The following is a 23048-nucleotide window of genomic DNA, read 5'->3' as shown; positions in this document are numbered from 1 at the left end:
AACAAACTCAATCCGTTCCAGATGATCGGCTAGTGCCGCCCAAGCTCACCACCTTTGAACCGCCATCGGATCAAGAAAATCTGGATTCCACCGAGGACGGCAAAGAAAGACGGGATGAAGATGAGCAGAAATTGCGTGGTGGCGATATCGGCAGGGATACGGTCAACCAGGAACGGATCCAGGAGACCAATGTTCATGAGGCCTAGAACAATAAGAAATTCCACGATGCTAAAGAAAAACTGAAACGCAAAAGGCCAGTCATTATCCCAACGAAAACGCTGAATTTGAATGTACGCGTAATCCAGCCCAAGCCCCACCAATAAAAGCGCAGTCAGAAAGACAAACGGATCGCCGTACCGTCCAATCTCATCTAGGCCAAGATAGCTGGCATAAAGTGCGGTAATCGGAAGTCCGAGAACAACATACAAAAGTATCCTCGTCTGCCAGCGACCGGAAAGCGTTGGTATCATTTTTTCCCCGTCCTACACGCGCTCTACTCTCAATTCGTTTGTCGAATGTCACCTTCTAGGGCGTCACACCCTTGCACCACTTCAACCACTGGCTTGCAGAACGCAGCGGTCCCATCGAACTAACATCGGCCGCCCGGCTTCGTGCCAAATCATCGACGGAACGCAACGCCGAGTATTGCAGCCCAAGGAAACTATCGACAGCGGCGTACGGACCATTCAGCGTCATGACGCCAGCGGCATACGCCCGACCTGATCCATTCCGTAGGCCCTCAACCTCAAAGGTGTTCGCAACCTTCAGGCCGCTTAATCGCTGCTCAGGGCCGCGTCCGCTGGCAGGATTGCGGGCAAGGGAATAGGTATCGATCATGTCCTTGAGCACGGTGTTGGCTTCGAGATCAGCAATAAGTCCGGTGCAATCGATCACGTAATCCGCATCAAGCCGGACCTCCTCTTTGAAACCCTGACTGGACTCCAGTTTGGTCTCGATTCGACCGTCCTTCAGCTTGATGCTTTCAACGTCTCCGAAAAATGCCCGATACCAGCCGCTTTCCTTGCCCTCCCTAAGGATCGCGTCCCAATCGGCCCGGTCGGCTGTCGTCGTCCCACCCCACGTTTTTAAAAGTGCCAACCGTTCGTCGGGCGTAGCCTTTTGCAAGCGCTCGCGTAGGGTGCCGCCCCAGCAGGCTTTAGGCCAGTTGAAGGGTTGATACTCTATGTCATGAGCCGCATACCGTCGCGCCAAGTCATATTTTTTTCCCTCGGCAATACGCGAACGCATAATGTGGAGGACGCGAATGTCCTTGTTCTTGGAGCGCGCTTCATTCACCCGCTGCAAAATACGTGACGCAACGATGCCGCGACCTCGGACCAGAACTATTCCGCCATTCTTTTCCAAGTCACCATAGATGGAATCGTGTTGCTCATACGCGTTTATGACTCGCTGAGAGGTCGGATATTCGCGTTTGAATGTTTGTAGATCGTCAAGATATCGAGACGCGGGGTATCCCATCGCGATATGGATGTAGCGCGCAACAACAAACTTGTTTCGCTGACCACCATCGGCAAATTCAGACGGCACGCGATAGGCAATCGCATACCGTCCATCATCGGTTTTGCGCACCTTGATGACACGGCCTGCAGTCCAAATCTTATCCCATGAAATTCGGCGCGCTTCTTTCTCTATGGACTCAAAAACGTCACCCGCCTGCGGGGTGTAGCTCTCAGCCAACGTTGGCTCGCCAAACACCTGCATGACGTACTTGAAGCCGCTCCAATTTCTTTTCTTCAAGGCCCTCCAAGTCTCACGGCTCGCATACCCGGGAAAGCCCCAAATATTATCAGGCGTCGAGATGGAGTTGGAACGCAATCGTTCATGCCGCGGAATTTGCGAATACCGGCAAAGCCGTTCATATTTTCCATGCGGCTCCGGGTCGACACCGATCGCCCTGATCTTGCTAGCGGGGACGCCGTAACAGCGCAGATGATCAACCCAAATAAAGCTGCCAAGTCCACCACCTATCGCGGCGTACTCGACCTCATCCACGACATGGCCAGTCGCTTTGAGAGCGCCGACGGACACGGCAACTTGGGAGAACTCAGGCGGTGGAAAATCACCCTGAGACGGTGCCACGCGAACAGATGTTCGCGCAGCCTCAACCGCACTCTCACCTTGGACGACCTCCAGAACGTAGTCGCCTATTTGGACTTTTGCGCCTTTTGGCCAGATCGCCTTCGTTATCTCGATGCCTTCAAGCAATGTTCCGTTGGCGCTTTCAGCATCGGTAATCTCGATCTCATTACCCTTTAGCTCGAGACGTGCATGGAGACGAGACGCCGCCGTATCGGCGATGGCAACGTCACAATCGCTGGCGCGGCCGACTGTGACCGGAGTTGATCCATTGAAGCTCTTGCTTTGACGTGCAGGTCCATGAGGTTCACTTTTAGGATACCAAGTGACTTCAAAGCTCATGGTGGAAATTCCCAGTTTCTAAGCACGGAGCGCAGACTTGCATTGATTTTGGGGAAGACGAGTTTGTGCACAGCATCACGGCAGCGTCACACGGGTAAAACTACCTGACGCCGCCAGATAATGACCACACCAGACGCAATTACCTTCAAAAGGAAGGTCGTTGAGCAAGTGACAAGATGGGTTTCCACAGACAATCTTCTTTTGATCCCGGCCTAACACCTCAAATCGCTCACCGCCGATTTCAACAACATCAGACATGCGCGCCGTCAAAGGCATGTCGCTGACGAGACGTTTGTTCACCGTTACAGGCATCGAAGCATCGTGCCCGTACAGGTCGAAGGTTACGGCAACACCATCGAAGTGAATGCGTCCCACAACGGAATGCTGATTTGATTCCGGCGTGTCCAGCATGACTTTAAGCGCATCGTCTGTCTTTACGATAACGAGCGCATCACCCGGCTCCGCCTCCTGCTCACCACGCACCTGCAATGTAGGGCCGGTTTGTTTGATCAAAGCAGATTTGGTCTCGAGAATTTTAATTTCGTAGTTTTCAATAATAATAATATCGGCGCTGCTTATTGCCTTGTTGCGCCCCTTGACAAAGGTGCCGGAAATCGTCGTCCCGTTCGAACTGCTGTCGATATAAATCAGTCCACTTTCAGCCTCTTCTACCTTTCCGTGAACACGCGAAATCGTCACGTAGCTCGGATCAAGGCGAATACAGCTTGCACTCTGTGGTTGTTTTCCGATCTCAAAAGGCAACTCGCACGCTTGAACGGTTCTTGTGCCTCTCGATCGGTCATAAATTTCGACGTGGAGTGTCCGCCCCATGAACCCTCGCCCGCGTTGCAAAATGGATTGATACTGACATTACTAGCACCAGCTTATCAGTCCGCAAACATTCATTCATTCACGGTGAATAACGCGAAGGCGTGTACTGTCATTCCCTTGAATTGGAAATCGCATTAGGATGATATTTTATGGGGCTGAGGTGTGATTGGGTCTGCGCTACGCAATCCCATTCGGTTGCACAATCTCCGTTATGGGTAGCGACAAGGCGACGTCCGAAATGAGCAACAGACAGGCGCTGGCACACGACACGATTGTCGGCGGTGACTACAAGATCGTACGCGTACTCGGCGCCGGTGGTTTCGGGATCACCTATCTCGCACGCGACACCAAGCTCAACACCGATGTTGCTATCAAGGAATATTTCCCTGCCTCTCTCGCTTACCGCGAAGACGGCTTGACCGTCTCAACCCTCCCCAGCCAGGGTGGTGCTGACTATCAGTGGGGCTTGGAACGATTTCTGGCTGAAGCCCAAACGCTAGCGCGTCTTCGGCACCCCAATATCGTACGCGTTTCCCGGTACTTTAAAGAAAACAACACGGCCTACATGGTGCTCGGTTTTGTCGAGGGTCAAGACCTTGAAGGCTGGCTGAACAATCTTGGCCGCAAACCAACCCAAGCTGAATTAGACAAGATCGTAGGTCCGTTACTCGACGCCCTGACAACCGTTCACAAAGCTGACGTTGTCCATCGTGATATTAAACCCCAGAACATTTACATTAGGGAGAATGATGGAAGCCCCATTCTTCTCGATTTCGGGGCGGCGCGCCAAGCGCTTGGAGAGCATTCTCGCGCCACGGCTGCGTTCGTATCGCCGGGATATTCTCCCCCTGAGTCTCATTTGAATGATCCCTCCGAACAAGGGCCGTGGACTGATATTTATGGCCTCGCAGCGACTCTTTATCGAGCTCTGGTTAGCAAGCCTCCTGCACAAGTCCTAAGCCGGGTTTCTCATGACAATTACGTGCCACTGGCAGCACAACTAGATAACGCGAGCGAGTACCGCGCTGAATTTCTCAGCGGCGTAGATACCGGCATGCGCGTTAAACGCGAGGAGCGCCCCAAATCGGTCGCGGCCTGGAAGGAGCTGTTGTTCAGCGCGAATGCAGATCAGGCCACGGTGCTAAAAAGTAGTCCTGCAACGGTATTAAACACGCCGTCACGAGCGGATGCGGCCGCGACAGTTGTGCGTAGGACTCCGTCAGATAGCACCGGAGCTACTACTGTCGGCGCACCACCCTCTGGCTCCGGCAGTTCCACAAAAAAATGGGCTATCGCGGCTTCCCTCGTGCTTGTGGCAGGAATCATCTTGTACCAAGTCTACTCCAGCTTCGAGAGTTCACCAGCACCATCGCGCCAACAACTGGCGGAACGCTTCCAACAACCTAACAGCACCCCGCCGATGCCGCAGTTCGACAATGATACGAACGCTCAGCAGGCGACCGCGGCCAATTCCCTTCTTCGGATGGCAGCGTTTGCGTGGATTGCCAACGGACGACAGAATGGATTTTGGACGGGCGGGGTTAACGGCTCAAACGGTACCGGGCTCAATATCGGCTGCGGGCCGGGAACAGATCAACGACGCGACAGCTTCGTAGAACTCGATTTCATTCCCACCGGCAACAACCCCATAACCGGACGACATCAAGTCAACGTTCAAATCGGAAACTATTCCGGTGGAGCAGAGCTTGATTTTGTTCAGGAGGGTAGCGTCTCACACGGCCGCGTGCAGGCGAGCGAGACTGATCAAGATGCGGGTCAATTTCTGAACTTCTTGCATGAAGTTTTCAGTGGCCAGACGATGACCTTGCAAATCCCGGATTTCAATTATCAAGAAACGTTCAATCTCGCCGGCGCGGAAGAGGCGCTTAGACCCTGTTTCGGAGGCTCCATCCAACGCCCTTGGGAGCCACAACCTCAATCCAACGGCGTGCGTGGTGCAACAGTACGTAATGCGCAGGGCGGTCGCTTTACGGTTCGCTGCGACGCGGCAACCGGATCTCGAGGGAACGCGGTCATTGCTTTCTCCGCGCAATCTCCGGTGCAAGTCCAGTCTGGCCAGAACGGAACTGTCACGCTGGCTGTGGACAGCCAAACCGTGAACTTAAATTTCACGCTCAACAGCAAACCTGATGTGGTAAGTGGATTTTTATTCCATGTGAACCAGAGTCCAGCTGACTTACAGGCACTCAATGATTTCGTGGCTCTATTAAGTAGTGGCAATCAACTCCAGCTATCCAGCAACCAGCTTCGAATCAACGAAACCTTTTCACTGACGGGATCCAGCCGGGCATTATCAGGTTGCGGCGGGCTCTGAGCTTATGATTTCATAGCCGAGTTTCTCAAAGCCCGACCAAGTTTGCCTCGGGTGCGTAGCGTTGTGTTCCAGCTCACACCAACGGGATTGAGAATGACAAGAAATTCTCCCGACGAGGCGCAAAACACATCAGCAAAAGATCTTGGTCCAACGCTCGTGGTCTCCCGGGCTGGCGGCACTGATCAAGACACCCAGGTTCCGCTCAAAGCCGGCACGATCCTATGCGACGATTATAGGATTCAATCCGTTCTTTTGCGGGATGACGCGAGCATTACCTACGAAGCCGATGACCTTCAACTTGGGGTTCCGGTTACCATCAAGGAGTATTTTCCCTCGGATGTCGCTCAACGCGACGGGGGCACGCAAGATATCGTCTTTGAAACTCACGGCACCCCGGAACATCAGTCGGCGTTGGATCGCTTTGTGCGGGAAGCACAAACGCTGGTGCGGTTGCACCACGCCAATGTTGTTCGCGCACATCGCGTGTTTGAAGCAAACGGTTCAGCCTATATCGTCCTAGACTATGAAGACAGCAAATCTCTCCAGCAATGGTCCGACGAACTAGGACGCAAACCATCTCAGACTGAACTCGACCGCATCGTCGGCCCCGTGCTCGATGCTCTTGCTGCAATTCACGCAGCGAGCGTCCTGCACCGTGATATTTGCCCAGACAACATATTGATCCGCGCATCGGGCACGCCTGTTATCACAGGTTTCGGATCGGCACGTATCGAGGAGGGAACCCCCTCAAATGTCAAAAGCATTGTCATCGCCTCCGATTTCACTGCCCCAGAAGTCATGACGATTGATCATGCTAAGCAAGGTCCCGCCACAGATATCTACGGACTGGCCGCAACACTGTATTATCTTGTGACAGGCAAACGGCCCATCAGTGGTGGCGCGCGTCTCATCAAGGACGGTCTTACCCCCGCGTCACTATTGGCGGGATCGGGTTACAGAGAAGAATTCCTCACCGCCTTGGACGCCGCTTTGTCCGTCGCCGTGCAAGCGCGGCCACAATCAATTGCGGCGTGGGAAGGCATCCGCGGGAGAGTAGACGACGCTCCGCCGATAGTCGGCGCAACGGTCTTGCATGAGCCGGTAAATTCCGAAGCGCAACGAACCCAGCCCCGAACCGCGTTCGCCAATGTGGCGACCCAAGTCGCAACGCAGCTGGAAAAATTGCCTGACCCGGAAAACCTTGGCTCCTCCGCCGAAAAACTCTTCCAGCCCGTCGCCTTAGCGAGCGCGTTTACGGGGCTCGCGCTGTACGCGATTGGCACAGGTTTTGGAGTTGCGGCAATGTTGGAGATTCTGGCGATTGCCATGATGTTTCTTCATGGCTTCCTCCCCATGCATCACTTCTTGAACAGCGAATCCAGTCAGCCTGCGGCCATCCTGGAAAATGTGGAAACAGCGACAAAGCGTGGCGCTTGGAGCATTTGCTCCATACTTTTCCTCATGGCTGTTCTGCCTTTGCTTGCCAGCCGTTATCTGCCACAGAACCCCGATGCACCTTTTGAACTTCTGACGCTTATCGTCGGCGTGCCTGCACTGCTTATGATGATGTTTGCCTTGACGTCCACCCCGGCCAAGCCTGGCTTGCGCAGTCGCGTGTTCGGCATCTTCAACATCCTCATCATATTATATGTGCTGTTGCTCTGGGTTCTCTTCCTCGTAGCCACCACGTTGACGACAAACCAACCGTCCACGGTCGGCGCCGTGGGACAATTCAACCGGTATATTTATTTTGTAGGGCCCTTAGCGGCCGCCACTCTCGGCATCTACGTATTTCTATGCCGAATGGCTGCGAAGCAACGTTTCCGTCACGGAGCGTGGACCTAGTGGGCACCGTTAGTCATAGCATGCGCAGACATACGTTCTGTGGCGAACGCACGTTGTCGCTCGACGACAACGCACTCTCGATCTCCGGTGATGGCGAAACGCATCTTATTTCCTATCAAGATATTCAGAGCATCAAGGTTGCCTATCACGGCTTTGGTTCAAGTCGGTCGGAGTTCTTATTCGCCACGAAACACCACGGCAAACACAAGGTCACATCGCACCACTACGTAAGTCTCGGTTTGTTCGAAGACCGCAGCAGTACGTTCTACCCATTCCTGTCCGCCCTATGCGAACGCGTCGCGCGCGCCAATCCCTCAGCACGTTTTAAAGAAGGCAGCGTTCTGTATATCGTTATTGCCCTGACCGTGTTTCTGCTAACAGCGGGTGTCACTGGCGTGTTGCTCTATCAAGTTATCTTCTTCGGTTCTGAGGGAACGGACATATCCATACTTTTCGGTATTCTTGGATCAGCTACTGCCGCCTACTTATCCGCGAAAACAATCGTGACGAACCGCGTGCGCAGCTTTGATCCAATGAACGTTCCTTTCGAAGCGATGTAGCGTCACAATTTGGATCGCAACCTTGATCGAGAAACTTTTGAGAGTTGCCGCCATTGGCATGTTTGTCGTGACTGCCGGCCCGATACTGCTCGTCGGTGGCTTATTCGCGTGGAAGCTCATCTCCTCCGACGACTATGAGCGCACCTTTAACGCTCCGCACCAAGATTGGAGCATCAGGCTTGAAGAGGACTGTCTCATCGGCCCGTGCCACAAATACGGACATCTCATTGTCCCTAATGGATTTTTGTCCACTCAAACGCTGCAGTGTGAGCTTCCTCAATTAGATACCTCCCGAATTATTTTCCGCGAAATTCAAGACGTTCATTGGTCGGAGGACGACACAAAGTTCTCGTGGACATCGGCTGACCCCGCAAACGACGGCAGGCTGGACATTGCTAAGCAGTGTTACGACACCGCTGTACATGATGATAGGTCCAAGCAAATCAGCATTCGATTCCGTGAAAATTGCGTAACGGGAACCTGCGTCCGCTCCGCACGCTGGGCGAGCTGGCGTGGCGGGTTTGTTTACACGACGCCTTGCAGCGTAACGGCCACGGGGACCTCTCTAGTATTCACACTGCCTGGAGATGTGACGGGCCAGATTGACGTAGAAGTCGATGCCGGTGCGCAGACCGCCGACTGGCGAAGCACGGGCACAGGACAATCCGGTCAGATTGTTTTTGCCAAAGATTGCGATCTAAGTCTCCAAACCAAAAAACCGGTCCCTCCTTAGGACCGACGTCTTTGCAAAGTGCCCGTAAACCAATGCGGCAATTAACCCGTCATGGATATGCCCAACACACTGCGAGCGCTTGCCACGCAATCTGTAATCTGAGAAAAAAACAAACTCGACCGAAGGCGATTTTTGCTGATGTTTTTAAAACTTGTTTGCCACGTTCAACTCATTGCGGCCTTGGCGCTTGGTATATTGTTCACTACCGCGCCATCAAGCCAGGCTGGCGATGATGGAAATAGTGGCCAGAACTATTACGCGGGACTGACCTGTCAGCAGCTCTGGCATGAGCGCAACGCCATTTTTGCCCGCCACGGATATTGCTTCGAAAACCCACGCGCAATTGCTGTCTTCGGTAAAGGCTGCCAGCCCCCCTTTGGCAAGCTTCCGAGCAACCTGCAATCGGTCGTCAATGAGATCAAAGCCTGGGAAAGCAAACGCGGCTGCTGAACCGATCATGTTATCGAATGAGTTCGGTCAATACGCCTACGTTTAACAGCTCCTGCTGCGTCGGGATCAGCAGGTCTGTGCTTGGTGTTGCGACGGCGCGCCGGACGAACTCAGGATCGAAGCCTGCTTCCAGATAATAATCTGAATTTAGACTGTCGTGACGCAGTGTGAAGGCATTCATCAGTCTCGTCATCATCTCGTCCATGAGAATAACCGATGTCGCATGAAAGCCAATTTGCGCTTGCGGCGCCGCGATGCGGCGAACTCCGGCCGCAAACATAATCGTACAGGCGCTGTGACAGAAATCAGCGACCGCTGTTGTCAGCTGCAACGGACGCAGGATGTCGTTTACGCGTCGACCGGCCACAACGTCACCACCCGGACTACGTAACACTACGGTGTTGATGTCAGGATTCTGCGCAAGCGTTTGCTGAAAGTCGGCAACAATCGGCCAGACGACTTGGCCATCAAACAACAACACGTTGTCATTCACACTGAGCTGATAGAGCGGGGTGCCATCCGAGGACGTTCCAATCTCGGTCTCACTGATTTGGCTAAGACCATTGATCCACGTCACCCCAAGCGCCAGCACACCCAATACCAGAAAGATGCACACGACCCATCCGAAGATGCGCGAGATCAGCCACGCTCCGCGCTTGTTTGCTCCGCGCAACGACCGATACAGGCCAACGGCTTGCCATATGCCGAGCACCATCATGCCAAGGAATTCGATCGAAAAAGCGATACGGCGCGCGTCTGGTGCAAGGTCTGCCATAAGCGGAGCAACAACGTTCGCCGCAATCAGCACCCAAATGACATCAATAACCAGGATATTGATGAAGATTGATCGGCCCAGGCTGTATCCGCCTTGCCAATGTCGCACGAAAAGGTTCTTGGAAAATTGCGTCTGGTCCGGCACGGCGCCAGTCTTAGCAGGGTTAATTCTCGTATCGTCGCTCGTGCTCTTAGGCCGCGTTACCATCGTAGCCTGCTCGGCGACCGAGACTTCCAACGCAAATTCACAGGGCCCAACCATTAGAATTTGCCCTGGAGTCCAGGTTGTAGAGGTTATCGTATTGCCATCAAGCTGAGTACCGTTGCTGCTTTGCAGGTCAGTGACCTGCACCCTTCCCTGCGAACAGACTAGTTCTGCATGTCGCCTCGACGCTCGGTCTGAAGCAACGACGATGTCGGCCTCTGACGAACGGCCAATCACAGCCGTTGAACCATTTGTCAGTTCAAAGCGCTGCGGAGCAGCCTGCCCTGCACGTGCAATGACCGTAGCCACAGATCCAATCCTCAATACGAAAGCTCTATCGCCCTACGGCAACGTGCAGGTCTCGATCAGCAGCGTCCACATATCGTCGCCGACGAAAGAAACTTTGCCGCTGTCGCGCATCTGCCGGATGTAGTCCCGACCTGTCGCAGCTGTTGTTGCTCCATCAGCTCGAATCTGGTGCAGGCCAAGCACAAAATAGTAGTGCGCGCGTTGCTCCTCCGTCGTCAGTTTAGGCCCAATATCCTTCACCAGAGTCCGGCCCTCCTCGCCCGCGAACCACAGGAGCATCATGTAGCCGTGCGCTTGAAAATCTGGGCGTTCCGCTGTCAGAAATTGCTTGCCCGCCTTCTTAACCAGATCGCTTTCGCTCAAACTTTTGAGGCTTGGGTTTTCTTCGACGACCTGCTGAAGAATGTCACGGGTTGTACCTATCACGATGTCGTTCGCCACCGCCTTGCACGTCGGCGCAGCTTGCGCAGATGACATAAACACCGCCATGAAGAACAAAAATATCAATGACCGGACAAAAGACATCGCCGTCACCCCTGAAAATATAAAATTTTCCAGAGTATTGTGACGTGTGCCCCATAAATCAAGAAAACATCGGTGAACGGGATTAACGGACCAAGAAACGGGTTTGAATTGCAAGTGTGCGATCTATGAACCTTTAGAAGCCTAGGCAGGATAGCTGAATATCAGTATGCTTAGAGTATCGGCTGACCAAGGCGGAGAATATCTCATGATGACACAACGAATTTGCTCCCTTGTCTGCGCCATGCTGTTTGCTGCCACCGCGACAGCTGCAATTGCCTACGACGGCCTGGAGGCGGACTACGCAACCTGTACGCAAGGTGACGCCAGCACTCAAGCCGAGGCGATGGTTGGGGCATGTAGCCGCCTCATCAAGAATTCGAGTGCGGAGAATGAGCTTGTCGGAATGTTCTACGCATTGCGTGCTACGGTGAATACGGACAAGAGTGCCAACTGCCAAGACGCACGCAAAGCAATATCACTCATCAAGGACCCTGGTCTGCGCGAAAGCGCTCGAGAACTTGAGAAAATCAACTGCTGATCGAGGGTTGGCATTTTCTCAAATCTTCTTCTTGCTTAGCAGGCTTTGCGTAGACCAAGAGCCGGTAGATAGGCCATTTGACAGAACGGATCTCAATGTTCTTGCAGTACAGGATGTGGGAAATTGCACAGCCCGGGATCTGCCTCGTATCGAGCAGCGATCTCAGCTAGTGACACGCTGGAAATTTATGGCAGATCGGATGAACGCCCAAGCTTCATTCGACACCCACCAAAATACTGAATCGGCAGAACCTGCTCTGCATTTAACGCAAAACGCGTCTCAGTCAGCTCGATCTGTTCGATTCGACTGAGATGTGACGTTCGAAATAACCTTCCCTCAATCGGACGTCCGCTGCGATCACAATTCTCCGTCCGAAAAACTCCTTTGCGAGCCGTGCAGGCCGAGGGAAGGCTGACAAACGCCGAACTCGCCGTGCGGGTGAACGTTAGCGCTGCGACCTGCCACAGGCGGACACAGCGTCTGTTCGACGAGGGATTCATCACGGCGGTTCGAGCGCAGCTGGCGCCGGCAATGGTGGGCTTGGGCGCACTCGTGATGGTTGGCGTTGTGCTCGACAGGTCGACTCCTGAGAGTTTCGCGGCCTTCGAGGGAGCTGTGCTCAAGGTGAAAGACATTCTGGACTGCAGCTTGGTGGCGGGAGACTTCGACTACCTGTTGAAAGTCCGTGTGCGAGACATGGAGGACTTCAACAAACTTCATGGACAGATGCTGATCGCTCTTCCCGGTGTCAGACAAACCCGGACCTTCTTCGTCATGAAGGAGGTAAAGGAGAACGCTCTCCTGGCGTTCTGACAGCGCGTTTATCCAGAGCAGCAGCAGCATCACCTCACCAGGACCAGGCTCAATTCGAACGTCAACGGACGCTCCGACGGAGCGGCCCGGCTTCGCCTAGACCGTCGGAACGGTTCCTCCGTCGATGACGTACTCGGTGCCCGTAATTGTCGCCGCACGGTCGGAGGCAAGGAAGGCGACGAGACTTGCGATCTCAGAGGGCTTCGATGGACGGCCGATCGGAATTCCGCCGAGGGACTCCATGATGATCTTCTTGCCACCCTCGACGTCCGTTCCCGCTTCTTTTGCGAGGCGCTTCGCGAGTTCGATAGAAGATTCCGTTTCAATCCAGCCAGGCGAGACCCGAACGACCCGGACACCTTGAGGAGCGACTTCCTTGGACAAGCTTTTGCTGTAGGTGGACAGTGCAGCCTTGGCCGCGGCATAGGCGGTGGTTGCATCCGGCAGGGGAAGTTGCCGCTGAATGGAGGAGACGTGTATTACGGTTCCGCTTCCTTGTGAGATCAGGTGCGGGATAAGTAGTCGGTCTAGCCGAACGGCAGGCAACAGATTTAATTGGAGCTCCTTATTCCATTCGGTATCACTCAGCGCCGCGAAACCTCCTCCCGGAGCCGATGAGCCGCCCAGCATATGCACGATGATATCGACGCCCCCTAGCCGTTCGTGCGTAGCCTGTGCCACCAGTTCGCAGCCCTCCTTCGTGGTGAGGTCGGCGGCGACGAAAAGCTCCTCCGACATTGACTCCGGCCGAGAGCGAGCAGTCGTCAGTACCTTTGCTCCGAGTTCCCGGAAAAGGTTGACGGTCGCGGCCCCCGCTCCTTTTGTGCCGGAGGTGATAAGGGCTCGCTTTCGCTCCAGCGTAACGAACCCGGTCATGCGCCTATCTCCAGATCGACGACCCGATCGCCTTCAATCCGAAACGCGAATTTGAGCGTCGCAGGGCTTCCCGGGAATTGGCCTATCACCCTTGCGTGAACTTCGGTGACATCATTTTTCCGGTCCATATTTATCGGTTCGGCCGTGTGCTGATATTTCGCCTTTGCATGCCGCCACCACGCGACAATGGCTTTGTGGCCGGCATAAAGCTGGCCTTCATCTCTCACAACCGCATCCGGTGCGAAGGCCTGAATCAGGCTCTCGCCGTCGTGGGCTTTGTCCGCGTCGAAGTAGGCTTGGATCGCTCGAGGTAAATGCACGCCGCTGCTCCTTTCGTTCGATGACCGTCTCTGTCCCATTCAATCTAAGTGTAGACCTTCATTTCGAATAGCGGGACAAATGCGGATGAGGCATTGCGGAGAGCAGGACAATGTATCGACCTGGGCTGAACGACCTTGACGCGGTCATCGCCATTGCGCGCAGGGGCTCGTTTCGCTCCGCCGCGTTGGAACTCGGCATGTCGACGACCGCGCTGAGCAACGCTATCGCCAAGTTGGAGGCGAGCATTGGGGTTCGCCTGTTCAATCGCACGACGCGCAGCGTTTCGCTGACCGACGCCGGCCGGCTGTTCGTCGAACAGGTGAGCCCGGCGCTGCAGGCCATCCACGGCGCCATGGAAACAGTGCGCTCGCAGCAGACAACGCCCTCGGGGACGCTCCGCATCAACGCGTTCGCCACGGCGGCGCGCGAGATCCTTTCGCCACTGGTGCTCGAATATCTTCGCCGCTATCCGGAGGTACATATCGACATCGTCACGGAAGGCCGATTGATTGACATCGTGGCCGAAGGGTTCGATCTCGGCGTTCGGATGGCCGGCCTTATACCCACCGACATGATCTCGGTATCGCTGGGACGTCCACAGAGATACGCCGTCGTCGGTTCGCCGGACTATTTCGAGAGGCATGCCATACCGCGCGTTCCTCCGGACCTACTCAATCACCGTTGTATTCGTGTCCGCCTGCCCAACGGCGCCCTATATCGTTGGCAATTCGCGAAAGGCGGACAGACCGCGCAGATCGATGTCGGCGGACCGATTACTTTGGATGAGGTGGCTGTAGCGCGGACCGCGGTGCTGGAAGGCATTGGTCTCGGCTTTTTTCTGGAACAGGACGTGCGCGCCGACATAGAGGCAGGACGCCTCGTCCGTGTGTTGGAGGATTGGACGGAGCCCTTTGACGGGCTCTGCCTTTATTATCCGGGACGCCGCAATCCTTCGGCAGCCTTCAAGGCCTTCGTCGACTTGGCCCGCGAACTTAGCGCCAACTCGAGATCGTGACCGGCTCGGCTCGCACGTGCCGGGATCACTTGTTTCGCGGATCGTCTTCCGGGTTCACGTAAATCAGGTCGAATGGACCGATGGCTGTAACCTGGATGATCGTCTCCTGCTCTTCGGACCACACGTAGTGTGGGTGATCGGCGGGCAATAGCAGGAGGGAGCCTGGGCCGAGCAACTTGCCCTTTGACTTTTCAACTGTATTTCCCATGCCGCTTCCCATGGTGCCGCTAAGCACGGTCACAGATTCGAAAACGGGATGAATGTGCGGTGGCACGAGGTAATTCGGGGCATCTTCAGGCGCAGAATGAACATTCCGGGTTTCGACGGATCGCCGTACACCACCACAGTTTGCGCGCCTTTTGGGAAGGCCGGATTGTCCTCGAATTTCATGTCGGCCGGAACCAGTTCTTTTGCGGCGTGCGCAGTGTTCTCGGCGTAGGCTGGACCTGCGAGTGCGATCAGAATGGCTGCGACTAGGCGCTTATTATGTTGGCTCCTTGTTTGTTCAATTTGGGGTGATGCTTTGCGTGAGTTGAGCCGAGCAGCGGACGTTCGAGTCTTTCGGTAGGGCGTTCGACGCGCCCGCCCAACCGCCGAAGAAGGAAACCGACGAATTCCCGCACTTTTGTGCCTATGCCGGCATCTGGGATCGAACACCGCAGGACGTTCGGACGATTACGCTGCGCGTGGACGCCAGTTCGCTGGAGGTCCACGAAATCAAGGCGGTCAAATTCACGACGAGAAACAACAAGGTCCGAAGTCATCGAACGCAGCGTGTGCTCGACGAAAGCGATGACTTCTGATGAACGGCGTCGTCCCTTTTCGCTTCTGTGCGCCAGCGACCTGCGCATCGCAGTCTATGCCGCAATCGAGATAGCGGAGGAGATCGACTTCTCTCGACCGGTTCACCTCCACAAGCGGAGCTGGTCGGTGATCATTCACGAGGCCCTGACCGCAGAGAACGAAATGACTGCTATTGGGACGAACCCGCCGAAGCGGCGATGTCAGCGACCGGGCCAAAAGCTGTCGCCGCAGTTTGTTCAGCTCATTGCGAAAGCAGGCGAACTCGCACTTGGCGTTATTCGCCTGAGTTAGCAAAAGTTAATCATGGAGCTGACTTTTGACGCACGATCACGATTGAATTCGCGCAAGTTTTAAAAACGACGCTAGACTGACGCGCTCACCATATTTCCTTTAGACCGAGGGGTCGAAATGAAACGCAATATTATTTTTGTCTTGATTTCAGCGTCTGTGATTGCTCTGGCGCCAGCGGCTTGGGCGGACAAACCGACTCCAGGTTATAATTACAAGATCCCCGACAAAATCATGACTCCCGACACCGTGGAAACCCGGCTCGGCACGCTGAAGTTCTTCGATGGCATGCCGGACAAAGAGACGGTTGACACGCTCTATGACGGGCTCGATATCATCCGGGGCGTTGAAACTTTCCTGAACGGTATCCCGGCCACATCCATTGAGGGACTCCGGCTCGGGTTCATCGACGCCGGCGCAGATGCCTCCCATAAAGTTATCGTCATGGACAAGCTGCTAGATTCAGCGCCACTGTTCCTAACGGGCAATACGGATACGGTTTACGCCATGACCGCGCTCGACCTAAAGCGCGACGGCCCTACAGTGATCGAAGTCCCGCCCGGATCCGGTCCCGGCACTGTTGACGATGCCTATTTCCGCTTCGTGATTGACATGGGAATCCCCGGTCCTGATCGCGGTAAGGGCGGCAAATACCTGATCCTTCCTCCCGACTACAAGGGCGATCTCGCCCCCCCGGAGGGCGGCGCGGAAGCTGAGGTCGACGGCGAGAAATACTTCGTCGCCAAGTCCACAAGTTACGTGAACCTGCTTATTCTGCGTGGATTTCTTGTGGATGGAAAGCCCGACGCGGCCACCGCAATGTTCAAATCAGGCCTGAAGGTCTATCCGCTGGCAAAGCGCAACGCCCCGCCGCCGATGGAGTTCATCAATGGATCGGGCAAACCCTTCAACACGATTCATGCCAACAATTTTGAGTTCTACGACGAGCTTCATACGGTCATCGAGCGCGAGCCCGTCGAAATGCTTGAGCCGGAGCTGCGCGGTATTTTCGCCTCGATCGGTATCGAGAAGGGCAAGGCCTTCGCGCCCAACGCGCGCATGAAGCAGCTTCTGACCGAGGCAGTGGCAATCGGCAATGCCATGGCGCGGGCCATCGTGTTCCGGCCGAGGCTCGAGGGCTTCGCCTATTACCCTGGCAGCGCCTGGGGCACTGGCTTCGTTGGCGGCAACTACCAGTGGCTCAAGGACGGCGGTACGGGCGGACGTAATCTCGATGCCCGCACCATGTTCTTCTACCAGGCGACAGTGAATACGCCGGCGATGGTGTTGAAGATGGTCGGCAAGGGCTCCCAGTATGCCATTGCGACCGTGGATAAACATGGCGAGTATTTGGACGGCTCCAAAGCCTACAAGCTGCATATCCCGGCAAACGCGCCAGCCAAGGACTTCTGGTCTGTGGTGGTCTATGATCCCCAAACCCGCTCAGAATTGCAAACAGGCCAGCCATTCCCAAGCAAGAATAACAAGCGTGACAAGCTGATGATGAACGAGGATGGGTCCGTCGATCTCCACTTCGCGCCAGAGGCACCCAAGGGCAAGGAGTCGAACTGGATACAAACCGTTGCAGGAAAGGGATGGTACCCGATCCTTCGCCTTTACGGCCCACTTCAGCCCTGGTTTGATAAAACTTGGCGTCCCAGCGAGATCGAGCCAATTAAGTAAACGAAAAGCCGCGTTTTGACGCCCCGTGGCGTGAGGGGTGGAGGTCAGTGTTCTGCGCAGCAGAATTGTTCGCTTTGGGTCATCGGCGACAGTTCGCTGACGCTGTTGGATGTCCGGTCTTCACCTGAAACCGGACATGGATCGGCGATTGCCTCCACGCGCGATCTCGGTAACAGCGATGTCAGCAATTGGGACAAATTGCTCATCGCGTTCCTGCGCACGGTGCCCGACGCGCACCGTTCCCTTTTCCAACGCAAACCCTCGGGCGGCAACGCCGCGAGGCCGTCGGCGCACAAATGCGCTACAGTCGGACGCGACCGCCGCAACGGAGCCGACCCGTGACCCAATTCGCAACGTCCGCACCCCCGCCGCGCCCTCCCTCCCTCATCAGCGCGGCGAGCGTGTTCGCGCTGGTCGGACCTGCCACAGGGCCCTTCCTGTTCGCCCTCTTTCTCGCCATCGCCGGATTATGGAACATCGGGCCTGCCTCGCTCGTGGTGGGCGCGGGCTATTTCATCTGGTTCCTGCCGTTCTTCTACGTCCCGCTCGCAGTGCCGTTCGGGTTGACTGGCATCGCCTACGCACGCGCGGCCCGGCGCTTAGCGCGCCCGTCGCTGCTGGTGGCGCTCATCGCCGGCGCCGTCGTGTTCGTCGGCTGTATCGCCTTGCTCTATTTTGCCGGGTGGCTCACCGCCGTTGCCGGATACGAGCTGCGGAACACGGACGAGGATATTTACGCTCTGCCCACGGCCTTCTCCAATCTCGGCGTCCTCACCGGCGTAATGGCGATCGGCGTCGTCCCGTCGTGGTGGCTGACGCGCGATCGCAGCACGCGGACGATGTGGATCTGACGAGCTGCGACGCGGCGCGTTTGCGTGCTAGATGCGTTCGTCCCGCGTGCTGCCCCGCCCACCTTCTCAGCACCTCGGAAGACAGCTCGAAGCGGGGTGACGCTTCGAACGTCTGCTCCGGGTCATAAGCCCGCAAAAAGGTATCGGCGAATTCGGACGGTCTCAGCCACATAGCCGACGTGGTCGTGATGAGCTCAACCGTGCCGGCCGCACGTCGGCCGACTTCCGCTTTTGGGACCGAGCGCCTGCGCTCCCCTTCGCTGGTTGCTGAATGTCGCAATGATCCGATAGCTTCCTTCGACCGGCCGACACTAAGGGCCAAAAGCGGACGCGCCACGAGCATATTCGTCCGCATGCACGAAATCGCAGAGGCAGCCCCACTGTGGCGCGCCCAACACTATGCAACGTTGGAAGTTTCTCCCTGATTGCCAAAGCCAGGTTCCCCTGCTTAGCTTGCTCGCCTTGGGGGGACCTTCTGTGCGCAGACGCACGACCGTTAACGTGATCTTGCTGCTGGTGCTGGCTGTTCGCAGCCTGTTGCCGGCTGGGTTCATGCTGGAGGCTTCAAACGCCTCGGCAGGATCGTTCGAGATCGTTATCTGTACGAGCACAGGGGCGAAGCTCCTGACCGTCGATGCCGATGGCAAGCCGTCTAAGACAGAGCCGCAACACGACGGCAAGGGGCTTTGCCCGTTCGCTGCCTCAGGTGCTGCTGCTCTCGTATCGGCCGAGCCCCAATCCCTCGTCCACGAAGCCGAATATGCCGCCGTCACCTACACGACAGCGGTGGCACTCTTTGCCGTGAGACCCAAGCCTGGGGCAGCATCCGCCAGGGGGCCGCCGTCCTCTGCGTTGATCTGATTCAAACTCCTAATCAGTGACCGTGCGTCGCGTTCCCCGAGTGGAAGTGCGCCCGTCGCTCGCTTCAGACTCAATGCGGATTCTTGCCATGTACGTTTTACACTGGCCCCCCATCTCGGCGCGGCCTAATCCTGTTTCCATTCGCGCAGATGTGTTCGGGGTCGTATTCGTTTTCACGCTCTTAGCGGCGGCCTTGCCGTCGCACGCGCAGCAGAACACAGTCGAACTCCCCCCCGTGACTGTCGTCACAACGACGCCCAAGGCTAAAGTTAAGCCCAAGGCCACAACAGCGAAACAAGCTGCACCCTCGATCATGCCGCAGCAGGCAGCAATTGGAGTTCCGGACAATGCAGGTCCGCCGGCTCCTGACACACGCGCCGGCAGCCTCACCGTTCCAGATACCGCCGAAGCAACCGTGGATATCAACCTCACACCCGGCGGCGTCGAGGTCGTGCCCGATACTCAATTCAAGAGCACGCCCGCAAATACGATCAAGGACGCTCTCGGCTGGGTGCCTGGCGTCACTATCCAGCAGAAGTGGGGCCCCGACGCCCGCGTATCGATCCGAGGTTCGGGGCTGACGCGGAACTACGGCAATCGCGGAATTAACGCCTTCATCGACGGCATCCCGATCAACACTTCTGATGGACTGTTCGATCTCTTCGAGGTCGATCCATCGGCCTATCGTTACGTCGAGGTGTTCAAGGGCGCGAATGCCTTGCGCTTCGGTGCCAACTCTCTTGGCGGCGCGATCAACTTCGTGACGCCCACAGGTTATGATTCCGATCTGTTTGGCGTGCGTGTCGACGTCGGCAGCTTCGGGTTCGTGAAGTCCGCCGTAAACTCCGGTGGCGTGTCAGGTCCAGTTGACTATTTCATCAACGTCTCGGCCTACCGCGAGGACGGGTACCGCGAGCATAGTAATCAGGACATGGTGCGCATCAATGCCAACCTTGGCTATCGCCTGTCGGAGAATGCCGAGACGCGCTTTTATGTGAATGCCAATACCTGGGACGGGGAGTTGCCCGGCGAGGTGACGAAGGAGGCAGCGCTGAAATCTCCGAAGGCAGCCAATCCCGAATGGCTACGCTTGGATCAGCAGCGCAACATCGATTCAGTTCGCATCGCGAACAAGACAACGCTGCGCCTTGATGGCACCATGCTGGAGTTCGGTGTTTTCACGCATCAGCGTCACGTGGATCATCCGATCTACGAGTACCTTGATTACGACGTTTCCGATTATGGGGGGTTCTTCCGAGCGACTGATGATCGGATGGTCGGAAGTTTCCGTAACCGTTTCATCATCGGCGCCAACATTCTCAACGGTACCACCGACTACTATCAGTACGTGAACGAGGGGGGTTCGAAAGGTGCGCTGACGACATCTCAAGTATGGGATGCCGAAAACTATTCGGCATACGCCGAGAACAGCTTTTACATATTGCCGAACGTTGCGCTCATTGCCGGGACGCAGTTCATGCATGCCGTCCGGGAGCAGCGAGATCGCTTCTTCGATGATCCTGTCTGGGACACCCAACCCGACGACTCCGGCCGTCGCGAGTTTGATCTGTGGAGCCCGAAATTCGGCGTGCTATGGGATGTCGATCCGGGATGGCAGATATTCGCAAACATCTCGCGAAGTGCCGAAGTGCCAACCTTCGATGTGAACTCGTTCACATCGCCGGCGAACTCGAACGTCGATGCTCAGAGGGCGACAACCTACGAGATTGGCACGCGCGGCCGCAGGCCCGACTTTACGTGGGACCTCGCGCTCTATCGCGCCGAGCTTCGAGACGAGTTGCAGTGTCTGACTACGGCCGCGTGGGCTCCCTGCACCGTTGTCAATGCCGATCGTACAGTGCACCAAGGCATCGAAGCTGGTTTTGGACTAGCCTTTCTCAGGTCGACGTTCGACCTGGAAGATCGCCTCTGGCTTAACGTCGCCTACACCTACAACGATTTCTTTTTCGACAACGACGCGGTGTGGGGCAACAATCGTCTGCCCGGTGTGCCGCCCCACTATCTCCGCGCTGAGGTGCTCTATAAACATCCGAGTGGCTTCTATGCCGGTCCGAACGTTGAATGGATGCCGCAGGAGTTCTATGCGGACAATGCGAACAGCGTGGATGTCGATCCTTACGCACTCTTGAACTTCCGGGTGGGATTTGAGCAAGACAAGGGCTGGTCAGGCTACCTCGAAGGCCGCAACCTCACCGACGAGCGCTACATCGCAACGACGATCACTGCCGGAACCGCCACAGCCGCATCAGAGCTGTTCAACCCAGGCCTCGGCCTCGCGGTCTACGGCGGCATTCAATACAAATGGTGAAAACAATGCGGACTTTGTCTTTCACGCTCGGCTTTCGATTTTCCACGACGCTGTGTGTATACGCGTATATGGCGTTCTTGTGCGCCATCCAATCTCCCGCCCGCGCCGTCAATGACGCGAATGAGATCCGTGCGCTCATCGGCGCGACCTGGGACAAGCCGGACAGCAAGGTCGAGATCGGCCCAGTGGTCATTTCAGGCTCCTATGCCGTCGCGAGCTGGACCCAGGGCGCTCACGGTGGACGTGCGCTTATGCGGCGCGGTGACAAAGGCTGGTCCGTCATGCTTTGCAGTGGCGATCCGCTCAAGGAATCCCGGTGGCTGGCGGAGGCTGGAGTTCCTTTGAGCGACGCCGAGCGGATCGCCAAAGATCTTGCTTCGGCCGAGGCGCTGATCCCTGCCGATCGGCGCGAAAAATTCTCACTCTTTGAGGGGGTGGTTTCAATGACTGGCGGACATCATTCTCCCTAACTCAAGTTCTCCTTCGGGTCAGACTCGACAGGCGTTAACCGTCACGCGGAAGATCTGGTCCGAAACCGGTCGTGATATCAGCAAGTAAGGTCCTCCAAAGTGCATACTCGTCTGTCTCTTAAACAAGGAGACAGATCATGGAAGACGCCACCACTATCCCCACCGTGGTTGAACCAGCTGCTAAGCCGAGCCGCGTGCCCTGGAACAGCCTCATCACGGGATTCGTCCTCGACGAGAGACTTTTCCGAGACGGAAGCCGCAGCAGCGACTTGGACTTCATCCTGGTTCATCTCGACTTCCATCCTTTGCTCAGCCGGCTACACGGTGATGCTAGTATGGAAGATCTGAATTGGTCTGCGATACGGTGAGAATTGACTGCCTAGGAGCTATATTCCCCCCGCCTGTCGGCTACGTCGGTATTGAGTAAGCCAGTCCTTGATGGTTTCGTCGGGCAGATGGCGGGGTTCAGCGTCTGAAGGTAAAACCACTAGAAACACGCGGAGGAAGCGGTGAAATCGACCGGATCGATCGATTGGAGGCGGCTCGCCAGTTACTTCGCGCCATATGTCGGCGATGATGAAAACAAGATCCTTATCCTGAGGTCTGCCGAGTGCCCCGCGTCTTACCGTGATGTCCTCTAATGTCGTTTCAATGCGTTCAAAATCGTCAATCCAGCTGTCTAGCTCGTCCAGCTTGTCCTCCACGCTACTCAGCAAACGTGCCTCCCTTACCTCTTCCAAAACCCCTTTTAGTTGCAATGCGTGATGACGGAGAAGCGGCAAGAGTTTTATGCCGGCCTTCCGTCTTTGCTGCCAGTAGTGATGGATATCGCCGCCTGCGTATCGGCGCGCGGCCACCCACACGGCGAGCCGCTCCAACAACAGCGTGATTCTCGTAATTTTGTAGGGGGCGCTCTGCTTGTTCAACTCTCTGATGACGTCGACCGAAAGCCGTGCCCTGAGTTCGTGCTCGGATGCCGTGACGCTTTCGAAGAAATCAGCTTTCGTCCCGTGGACCAGATATGGGCCACGGCGGTTCCACCTATTTCATTGATTTAATGGTCGGAGCGGGGAGATTTGAACTCCCGACCCCCAGTCCCCCAGACTGGTGCGCTAACCAGGCTGCGCTACGCTCCGTATTCAGCTGTTCGTAAGCGAGGTATTTGACCTCGGATCAGCTTGTGTCGCTAATTT

Annotated in this window: 26 protein-coding genes and 1 tRNA gene; 17 read left to right on the top strand and 10 right to left on the bottom strand. The window is 55.9% G+C overall.

Translation table 11 applies throughout. The features are described from left to right. Window positions 1–29: 29 nt before the first annotated feature. The 3 genes from YBN1229_RS12185 to YBN1229_RS12175 all read right to left on the bottom strand — a co-directional run bounded on the left by YBN1229_RS12185 (window position 30) and on the right by YBN1229_RS12175 (window position 3270). Window positions 30–470, bottom strand: a complete 441-nt coding sequence (locus YBN1229_RS12185; RefSeq protein WP_052743910.1) for a hypothetical protein — start codon at window positions 468–470, stop codon at window positions 30–32. A 55-nt stretch (window positions 471–525) separates the two neighbouring features. After that, a complete protein-coding gene (locus YBN1229_RS12180) occupies window positions 526–2439 on the bottom strand; it encodes an FHA domain-containing protein (protein ID WP_052743909.1) in 1914 nt (637 codons plus the stop codon). Between the two features lie 75 nt (window positions 2440–2514). Further along, on the bottom strand, window positions 2515–3270 hold the full coding sequence (locus YBN1229_RS12175) for an FHA domain-containing protein (RefSeq protein ID WP_046479081.1): 756 nt from the start codon (window positions 3268–3270) through the stop codon (window positions 2515–2517). 238 nt (window positions 3271–3508) lie between these two features. On the opposite strand from YBN1229_RS12175, the gene YBN1229_RS12170 reads away from it, so the two are divergent. From YBN1229_RS12170 to YBN1229_RS19360, 5 genes are all read left to right on the top strand, one after another. Next, on the top strand, window positions 3509–5605 hold the full coding sequence (locus YBN1229_RS12170; RefSeq protein WP_160298707.1) for a serine/threonine protein kinase: 2097 nt from the start codon (window positions 3509–3511) through the stop codon (window positions 5603–5605). 93 nt (window positions 5606–5698) lie between these two features. Continuing rightward, window positions 5699–7450, top strand: coding sequence for a serine/threonine protein kinase (locus tag YBN1229_RS12165; RefSeq protein ID WP_052743907.1), 1752 nt, complete (start codon window positions 5699–5701; stop codon window positions 7448–7450). Continuing rightward, window positions 7450–8010, top strand: a complete 561-nt coding sequence (locus YBN1229_RS12160; RefSeq protein WP_152025014.1) for a hypothetical protein — start codon at window positions 7450–7452, stop codon at window positions 8008–8010. Before YBN1229_RS12165 ends, YBN1229_RS12160 begins: the two co-directional genes overlap by 1 nt. 22 nt (window positions 8011–8032) lie before the next feature. Beyond that, entirely contained in the window at window positions 8033–8743 is a 711-nt protein-coding gene (locus tag YBN1229_RS12155; protein WP_152025015.1) for a hypothetical protein, read from the top strand. A gap of 138 nt (window positions 8744–8881) precedes the next feature. Further along, window positions 8882–9193: a YARHG domain-containing protein gene (locus YBN1229_RS19360; protein WP_076605344.1), complete on the top strand. Its 312-nt coding sequence runs from the start codon at window positions 8882–8884 to the stop codon at window positions 9191–9193. A 10-nt stretch (window positions 9194–9203) separates the two neighbouring features. Here YBN1229_RS19360 and YBN1229_RS12145 read toward each other — a convergent pair whose 3' ends face one another. Beyond that, window positions 9204–10481, bottom strand: coding sequence for an FHA domain-containing protein (locus YBN1229_RS12145; RefSeq protein WP_046479085.1), 1278 nt, complete (start codon window positions 10479–10481; stop codon window positions 9204–9206). Between the two features lie 33 nt (window positions 10482–10514). Further along, entirely contained in the window at window positions 10515–11120 is a 606-nt protein-coding gene (locus YBN1229_RS12140; protein WP_152025016.1) for a hypothetical protein, read from the bottom strand. A gap of 91 nt (window positions 11121–11211) precedes the next feature. On the opposite strand from YBN1229_RS12140, the gene YBN1229_RS12135 reads away from it, so the two are divergent. Both YBN1229_RS12135 and YBN1229_RS12130 read left to right on the top strand, forming a co-directional pair. Further along, window positions 11212–11544 carry a hypothetical protein gene (locus tag YBN1229_RS12135; protein ID WP_046479087.1) on the top strand — a complete coding sequence of 111 codons (333 nt, stop codon included), beginning with the start codon at window positions 11212–11214 and terminating at the stop codon, window positions 11542–11544. Between the two features lie 384 nt (window positions 11545–11928). Continuing rightward, a complete protein-coding gene (locus YBN1229_RS12130; RefSeq protein WP_244466769.1) occupies window positions 11929–12357 on the top strand; it encodes an Lrp/AsnC ligand binding domain-containing protein in 429 nt (142 codons plus the stop codon). A gap of 96 nt (window positions 12358–12453) precedes the next feature. Here YBN1229_RS12130 and YBN1229_RS12125 read toward each other — a convergent pair whose 3' ends face one another. Further along, window positions 12454–13233: an SDR family oxidoreductase gene (locus YBN1229_RS12125; RefSeq protein ID WP_046479089.1), complete on the bottom strand. Its 780-nt coding sequence runs from the start codon at window positions 13231–13233 to the stop codon at window positions 12454–12456. After that, window positions 13230–13553: a nuclear transport factor 2 family protein gene (locus YBN1229_RS12120; protein ID WP_046479090.1), complete on the bottom strand. Its 324-nt coding sequence runs from the start codon at window positions 13551–13553 to the stop codon at window positions 13230–13232. The genes YBN1229_RS12125 and YBN1229_RS12120 overlap by 4 nt, the downstream gene beginning before the upstream one ends. A gap of 110 nt (window positions 13554–13663) precedes the next feature. On the opposite strand from YBN1229_RS12120, the gene YBN1229_RS12115 reads away from it, so the two are divergent. Further along, on the top strand, window positions 13664–14569 hold the full coding sequence (locus YBN1229_RS12115; RefSeq protein WP_046479091.1) for a LysR family transcriptional regulator: 906 nt from the start codon (window positions 13664–13666) through the stop codon (window positions 14567–14569). Window positions 14570–14594: 25 nt separating this feature from the next. On the opposite strand, the gene YBN1229_RS19165 is transcribed toward YBN1229_RS12115, so the two are convergent. Beyond that, window positions 14595–14804, bottom strand: a complete 210-nt coding sequence (locus YBN1229_RS19165; RefSeq protein WP_244465075.1) for a hypothetical protein — start codon at window positions 14802–14804, stop codon at window positions 14595–14597. 32 nt (window positions 14805–14836) lie between these two features. On the opposite strand from YBN1229_RS19165, the gene YBN1229_RS19160 reads away from it, so the two are divergent. The 9 genes from YBN1229_RS19160 to YBN1229_RS12070 all read left to right on the top strand — a co-directional run bounded on the left by YBN1229_RS19160 (window position 14837) and on the right by YBN1229_RS12070 (window position 22223). Continuing rightward, window positions 14837–15046 carry a hypothetical protein gene (locus YBN1229_RS19160; protein WP_244466768.1) on the top strand — a complete coding sequence of 70 codons (210 nt, stop codon included), beginning with the start codon at window positions 14837–14839 and terminating at the stop codon, window positions 15044–15046. A 315-nt stretch (window positions 15047–15361) separates the two neighbouring features. After that, on the top strand, window positions 15362–15664 hold the full coding sequence (locus YBN1229_RS12105; RefSeq protein WP_046479092.1) for a hypothetical protein: 303 nt from the start codon (window positions 15362–15364) through the stop codon (window positions 15662–15664). Window positions 15665–15781: 117 nt separating this feature from the next. Beyond that, window positions 15782–17344, top strand: a complete 1563-nt coding sequence (locus YBN1229_RS12100; protein WP_046479093.1) for a DUF1254 domain-containing protein — start codon at window positions 15782–15784, stop codon at window positions 17342–17344. A gap of 15 nt (window positions 17345–17359) precedes the next feature. Continuing rightward, window positions 17360–17686: a hypothetical protein gene (locus tag YBN1229_RS12095; protein WP_046479094.1), complete on the top strand. Its 327-nt coding sequence runs from the start codon at window positions 17360–17362 to the stop codon at window positions 17684–17686. Further along, complete coding sequence (locus tag YBN1229_RS12090; protein ID WP_046479095.1) at window positions 17683–18195, top strand: hypothetical protein; 513 nt, start codon at window positions 17683–17685, stop codon at window positions 18193–18195. Before YBN1229_RS12095 ends, YBN1229_RS12090 begins: the two co-directional genes overlap by 4 nt. A gap of 477 nt (window positions 18196–18672) precedes the next feature. Then, window positions 18673–19056: a DUF2946 family protein gene (locus YBN1229_RS12085; RefSeq protein WP_046480632.1), complete on the top strand. Its 384-nt coding sequence runs from the start codon at window positions 18673–18675 to the stop codon at window positions 19054–19056. A gap of 88 nt (window positions 19057–19144) precedes the next feature. Then, the gene (locus YBN1229_RS12080; RefSeq protein WP_172655246.1) at window positions 19145–21385 is read left to right on the top strand and encodes a TonB-dependent receptor family protein; all 2241 of its coding nucleotides are present in this window, start codon (window positions 19145–19147) and stop codon (window positions 21383–21385) included. A 5-nt stretch (window positions 21386–21390) separates the two neighbouring features. Continuing rightward, a complete protein-coding gene (locus tag YBN1229_RS12075) occupies window positions 21391–21855 on the top strand; it encodes a copper uptake system-associated protein (protein WP_076605415.1) in 465 nt (154 codons plus the stop codon). A gap of 137 nt (window positions 21856–21992) precedes the next feature. Continuing rightward, entirely contained in the window at window positions 21993–22223 is a 231-nt protein-coding gene (locus tag YBN1229_RS12070) for a hypothetical protein (RefSeq protein ID WP_046479096.1), read from the top strand. An 18-nt stretch (window positions 22224–22241) separates the two neighbouring features. On the opposite strand, the gene YBN1229_RS18715 is transcribed toward YBN1229_RS12070, so the two are convergent. Further along, entirely contained in the window at window positions 22242–22571 is a 330-nt protein-coding gene (locus YBN1229_RS18715) for a hypothetical protein (RefSeq protein ID WP_152025017.1), read from the bottom strand. A gap of 342 nt (window positions 22572–22913) precedes the next feature. After that, a tRNA-Pro gene (locus YBN1229_RS12060) sits at window positions 22914–22991 on the bottom strand. Between the last annotated feature and the right edge of the window lie 57 nt (window positions 22992–23048).

This window comes from Candidatus Filomicrobium marinum (assembly GCF_000981545.1).
GTDB lineage: Bacteria > Pseudomonadota > Alphaproteobacteria > Rhizobiales > Hyphomicrobiaceae > Filomicrobium > Filomicrobium insigne.
Note: the sequence above shows the minus strand (reverse complement) of the source record. Positions and strands in the feature narration are given on the sequence as shown.

Coding starts and splice junctions, on each gene's coding strand:
- YBN1229_RS12105 (WP_046479092.1), top strand. CDS start 15,362: ATGACTTCTGATGAACGGCGTCGTCCCTTTTCGCTTCTGTGCGCCAGC.
- YBN1229_RS12100 (WP_046479093.1), top strand. CDS start 15,782: ATGAAACGCAATATTATTTTTGTCTTGATTTCAGCGTCTGTGATTGCT.
- YBN1229_RS12115 (WP_046479091.1), top strand. CDS start 13,664: ATGTATCGACCTGGGCTGAACGACCTTGACGCGGTCATCGCCATTGCG.
- YBN1229_RS12185 (WP_052743910.1), bottom strand. CDS start 470: ATGATACCAACGCTTTCCGGTCGCTGGCAGACGAGGATACTTTTGTAT.
- YBN1229_RS12125 (WP_046479089.1), bottom strand. CDS start 13,233: ATGACCGGGTTCGTTACGCTGGAGCGAAAGCGAGCCCTTATCACCTCC.
- YBN1229_RS19360 (WP_076605344.1), top strand. CDS start 8,882: ATGTTTTTAAAACTTGTTTGCCACGTTCAACTCATTGCGGCCTTGGCG.
- YBN1229_RS12170 (WP_160298707.1), top strand. CDS start 3,509: ATGAGCAACAGACAGGCGCTGGCACACGACACGATTGTCGGCGGTGAC.
- YBN1229_RS12135 (WP_046479087.1), top strand. CDS start 11,212: ATGATGACACAACGAATTTGCTCCCTTGTCTGCGCCATGCTGTTTGCT.
- YBN1229_RS12070 (WP_046479096.1), top strand. CDS start 21,993: ATGGAAGACGCCACCACTATCCCCACCGTGGTTGAACCAGCTGCTAAG.
- YBN1229_RS12180 (WP_052743909.1), bottom strand. CDS start 2,439: ATGAGCTTTGAAGTCACTTGGTATCCTAAAAGTGAACCTCATGGACCT.
- YBN1229_RS12080 (WP_172655246.1), top strand. CDS start 19,145: ATGTACGTTTTACACTGGCCCCCCATCTCGGCGCGGCCTAATCCTGTT.
- YBN1229_RS12075 (WP_076605415.1), top strand. CDS start 21,391: ATGCGGACTTTGTCTTTCACGCTCGGCTTTCGATTTTCCACGACGCTG.
- YBN1229_RS12175 (WP_046479081.1), bottom strand. CDS start 3,270: ATGGGGCGGACACTCCACGTCGAAATTTATGACCGATCGAGAGGCACA.
- YBN1229_RS12165 (WP_052743907.1), top strand. CDS start 5,699: ATGACAAGAAATTCTCCCGACGAGGCGCAAAACACATCAGCAAAAGAT.